This window comes from Methanospirillum sp., from assembly GCF_028679455.1.
GTDB lineage: Archaea > Halobacteriota > Methanomicrobia > Methanomicrobiales > Methanospirillaceae > Methanospirillum.
The window spans coordinates 1-5,198 of sequence record NZ_JAJRBM010000128.1 but is presented as its reverse complement, the minus strand read 5'-3'; the positions used below and the strand labels follow the sequence as shown (position 1 = coordinate 5,198).

Annotated in this window: 4 protein-coding genes; 2 read left to right on the top strand and 2 right to left on the bottom strand. The window is 41.8% G+C overall.

The features are described 5' to 3' along the window. Window positions 1-307: 307 nt before the first annotated feature. Window positions 308-937, bottom strand: a complete 630-nt coding sequence (locus LUQ50_RS04375; RefSeq protein ID WP_300036739.1) for a PKD domain-containing protein — start codon at window positions 935-937, stop codon at window positions 308-310. 135 nt (window positions 938-1,072) lie between these two features. Beyond that, a complete protein-coding gene (locus LUQ50_RS04370) occupies window positions 1,073-2,749 on the bottom strand; it encodes a NosD domain-containing protein (RefSeq protein WP_300036736.1) in 1,677 nt (558 codons plus the stop codon). A 601-nt stretch (window positions 2,750-3,350) separates the two neighbouring features. Here LUQ50_RS04370 and LUQ50_RS04365 point away from each other — a divergent pair. Then, window positions 3,351-3,983 (top strand): TMEM175 family protein, encoded by a 633-nt coding sequence (locus LUQ50_RS04365; RefSeq protein ID WP_300036733.1) that lies wholly within the window; start codon window positions 3,351-3,353, stop codon window positions 3,981-3,983. A gap of 55 nt (window positions 3,984-4,038) precedes the next feature. Beyond that, window positions 4,039-5,046: a C1 family peptidase gene (locus tag LUQ50_RS04360; protein ID WP_300036730.1), complete on the top strand. Its 1,008-nt coding sequence runs from the start codon at window positions 4,039-4,041 to the stop codon at window positions 5,044-5,046. Window positions 5,047-5,198: the final 152 nt, after the last annotated feature.

Here is a 5,198-nt window from a genome sequence, read left to right as displayed (position 1 = left end):
TTGTATGGTCATCAGGCACCTTCGGTCATCAATTTACTCTTTTGATTGCATCGTTTATGCATAATCTGCTCCACATAGTTACCTATCGGTGAAATTTGGTTAATTTCATGCCAATATATCCCCGTCATTACACCCATCTCTTCCATATTTCATGAAACAGATCCATAAGAGATATAGTAAGTGTATATCATTGCGTGAATAATATAAAATTATGCTTTTATAACAGGAAAGGCCGTTTCAATGCAAATAAATTAGATCATTAGAATGAAAAAGTAGATTAATAAAAGAGATTTTCCGGATTACCCGATTAAGTTACCGTAACTGCATGTGGAATATTCAGGCTCCCGCCATAGTTCGCATTTGTTACAGACAAGGTAACCGGATAGGAACCTGCGGTGGTGTAGATATGTGACGAATTCTGCATCTTTGATTGTGTTCCATCGCCGAAGTCCCAGTTCCATGAAACCGGGTTGCCCGCACTCAAATCCCTGAAGTCAACAGTGAGCGGTGCATTTCCTGATGCCGGATATGCAGAGAACTGGGCCATGATCGTTCCCGGCACTGGTGTCCGGGTCGGTTCGGGAACAGGGCCGTTGGCAACTGTGATGTAGTTGTTCCACAAGGCATACCCGCCGGTCATTCCATTTGTGGCCCGCAAGGTCACCGTGTATGTTCCCGGAGTTTCGTATGTGTGAACCGGATTCTGAGTGGTATTGGTTGTTCCGTCTCCAAACTGCCAGTACCATGAATTCGGTGAGCCAAGCGACTGCTTTGATGAGAAGGAGACGGTCAGCGGCATCTCTCCCCACCGTGGGGAAGCATTGAAGATCGCATGAACTTGGCCAGGTATTGGATCTCCAAGAGCCTGGATCTTGTGATCTTCAGACAGCTGGGTAAAGGTCCAGTTTGTTACGTTTCCCTTTGATACCGAATCCACCAGTACATCAGTAAGGAATGCTCCGGGCTTTGCCTGCGTGATAAATGTCTGGTTCGTGTACGACTGGTAGGAACTGTTCCCTCGTGGGACGATATTACTCCAGTCATTTGCAGTGGCATTGATGGTTACTGACTTTTATGGAACCAGCGGAGCTGTATCGTACATTTCAGATACTACTTCGTATGGAGTGGTGGTATATCCCGAAACATTTGGAGTCTGCTGATCAGACCATCCGGTTTCGGTCGGGTTGCTCCAGTAGTTACCGGCAATAATCGGACCTCCGACAACGTTTGTTCCACGCTGTGGACCGGCCGGGTTTGTCCAGATGTAACTGTAATTACTGAAGTTACCAAATCCACCGACGTTTGTCTGGCTTCCAAAGAAGTTATTGTAGATCACTCCCTCTCCGGTTCCTCTTCTTGAATTCTCAATAAAAATTCCATACTGGCTTGTATTCGTAAATTGATTTCCAATAATGGTATAATTATTATAGATATCCGTAATATCTGCACCAATAGTTGCCTTCGTTACTATGTTATCAAGTATCGTAAAATTATTTCCCAAACCAACCATACCCACCTGTGTCGTATCGCGGATAATATTTTTAGAGATAGTTCCATTTGTTCCATCAACATTGATCCCAAAAATATTGTTTGTGTAGGCCCAGTTGTTTGTTACCATACAGTTGTCACCACCAACTGCAATACCATATCCGTTATTACTCACTGTATTTTCTAAAATTGTCGCATTATCTGCAACTGAATAAATACCAAGTCCATAACTAGTAGTCGATGATGAAACCTCATTGTGTACGATTGTTGTATTTGATCCGTAGGACAATAGGTTGTTGTTGTTCTGCCTGATGACATTGTCTGTAATAATGGCTCCGTTACCATCTACCCCGATGCCAATGTAATCATTATGTTCAGCGATATTTCCATGTATGACCGGATTATTTCCTTCGCAAATAATTCCATCCCCATTTCTGGTGATTACATTTTTGTCAAGGGTTATGTTACCGGAATACAAATATAATCCAAATTCCTCATTATCGTGAATACTATTTTCGGTCAGCGTTGCACCAGTACCCTCCATGAAAACACCAAAATCGGTATTGTTAAACAAGACATTTCGACTCATAGAGAAATCTGAACCGCTCGCCCTGATACCGCCATAGTAATTGTCAGATAGTGAATTATTGGTGAGAGAAACCTGATCCCCGAAGGAATCAATACCCTTATAAAATCCTCTGATTCCGACGAATTTCCGGACCGTGGTATTTGTCTTTCCGGAGTTGATGGTAATACCTACATTCCTTGAGTTACCGAGTATTGTCTGTGCATTTCCGTCAAGAACCACATCAGATGCCACAATTCGAAGTGCAGAACTGTTTTCGGTTGAAAATCCATTCAGGAGTGTATAGGTTCCGGAGGCATAAATCAGGTAACCTGGGTCAGTCCCAGTGGTATTATAATAGGAATACCCGCTTCCTTCAGGAGTCGGCGTGATAGGAACAAGAACTGCATTTCCCATCGTGTTCATTCCGGTATCAATAACTGCCAGGGTAGAAACGATCTGATTGTTGTTTTCTGCTCCTGAATCTGTCTTCCGGAGATCATTGATCTGGACCGGTGGTGCAGGAATTGATAGATTGTCTAATCTGGGAAAGGAGAGCAGGGATGAGTTCAGATCAATCGCATCAGGTCCGGATATACTGATGTTTGAATCTGCTACACAGGCAGCCATTCCTGCTGCGGAGAGAAATAACAGATAGAGACATAGTTTTGGTACAAAATCAGGCCTCAAGTACATCAGACACCTCCGGTCATTGACGTACATATTGGTATACAGTTTTCATACCTGACATGTTCCCCTCGCCTACTTATCGGTGAAATCTGATTGATTTCCTGCCAATTCATTCCGTTCATTACGCCCATCCTTTTCCCCATCTTCATGATACCGATCCATGAGAGATATATAATAGGTATATCATTGCGTGATTAATATAAAATTATTCATTTATAACCCGGATGATCGTTTCGGTATTCGTTGGACTAAATCAGTTCGAAAACCGTATGAGAGTATGAGGGTAAATATCTGATATATGAAATATAAAGCAAATAATCATCGAATGGTCTTCTCATGGAATTTTGGGTAGTGACCTGATTGATAACTGAAGATGAATTTTCAACCGTTAGATGGATTTACTTCGATAATTTGGATCAGAAACATATGATTGGAGAAAAATTTGAAGATTTTTTATCTTCAGTTATATTCAAGGTCACTACCGAATTTTCCAATCCATAAATATGGCAGGTTTTTCAGGACTATTCATTATCTCATACCATTCCATTCTATTTGTTCGGATGAATATATCCATCCCCACGTCCTATGAAATCCTGGTGGATCTCTCATGGTGGTGTATGAACCAATAACAAAGGTAAACCTTGAACGTATCACAAACGGGGTATTCGGGTTTACCATGACCTTGCTTGCCAAGGACATTGTAACTCCTGACCAGTATGAAAAAGCTGTATCCATTACCGTAGATCAGTTTTTTAATAATACATTATCCTCAATTCTCGATTTTATAGGAGTATTTATCCTTCTTGCAATGTTCTGGATGCTTTTTTACCAGATGTTTCACCGGATGAAGACGTATGATTACCATTTTATCCATGTGCATATGCTGGCTTTGATGGCCATCGTTCTGATTCCATTCTCCTCACAGTTTAGCAATCTCGCAGATAATTTTACTTTTGCAGATTATTTTTTCCAGTTCAATATTCTCATGTTAGGTGTAATCCTGGTTTATTTATGGCATTATGCAACATCAAAGCCCGAATTGCTTACACCTGAATTAACAAAAGCAGATGCCAGATTCCTCTTCAATAAATGCCTGGTACCAGTTGCTGTTGCAATAATCGGGGTAGCCTGGATCACGGCAGATCTTGAGTATACTGATATCACCTCATTTCTTCCATTTATTATTTTCGGGATATTTTTTAGAAATCCCCCGATTAACGAGGATAACCCGACTAGGTAGAGATAAATATACCAAATATCTATGGTCTCATATGAGTTACACGGCAGGTTCTCGTATGGTCATAGTCATTATCATTTTGGTAATGGGATGGCTGGTTAGTATTCCTTGTCCAGGTCAGGGAGTTAATATTGAAGAGACAGACAACGATCAGGCGGTTGATTCCAGAGGCTTTGAATCCTCTGCGTCAGAGGTTCATGTTGAATCTCAAAATCTGCCGACCCCAAAGACAACATGGAAACCAGGGGTTACATCTCTCTCTAATCTGACCGATGAACAAAAGAAAAAATTTGACAGCCTTCAGAAACACCCCATAAACCAGACAGTTATTTCTGCTACAGGTCCAATCATGGTTCCGGCAGACCTTCCGGTGTCTTTTGACTGGAGAGATAATCAAGGTGACTGGACAACACCGGTTCATGATCAGGGTGAAGAATGTGGCAGTTGTTGGGCATATGCAGCGATCAGCATTCTGGAGTCATATCTGAAGATAAAAAGTCAGGATCCAGACCTTCGAATAGGGCTTTCAGAACAGTATCTGATATCATGTGATGCAGATGATGACGGGTGTGATGGAGGGGATTTTGAGACTGCTATGCCGTATCTTGTTGACACGCCCGGTCCTGATGGTGTAGTCGGTGTGGTATCAAAGGAAGATTATCCGTATACTGAACAGCAGGATACCTGTAAGAATCTCGCTGGAATGAAGCGGTATCATGCTGATAAATGGGCATATGTGAATGCTTCATCAGATGAAGGTAATGAGAATTCGGTCCCACCGGTTGATGAACTAAAAGCAGCGATTTATCTCAAAGGACCTATCGCAGTCGGTATCCAGGATGATGATGACTTTGATGATTATTCAGGCGGGATATTCTCCAGTGATACAACCTATGAAGATACCAATCATGCCGTTGTTCTGGTCGGATGGGGCAGTGAAGATGGTGAGGATTACTTCATTGGCAAGAACAGTGCAGGAACTGAGTGGGGTGAAGATGGGTGGTTCAGAATTGATGTCAACTCAAACCGGATTGGTGAAGGGGCTGTTTATCTAGATTCTATCTAATTAAGCCTCTAAATTTTAAAATCTCAAATGAAGGGTCATTAAGTATATTGAGTGCCTATTTGAAGATAGGATATGAACTGAATCCGGATATTCACAGCAATGTCAGGACATATACGAATGTAACGTAGTCAGATCTCTATCGATTATTGATA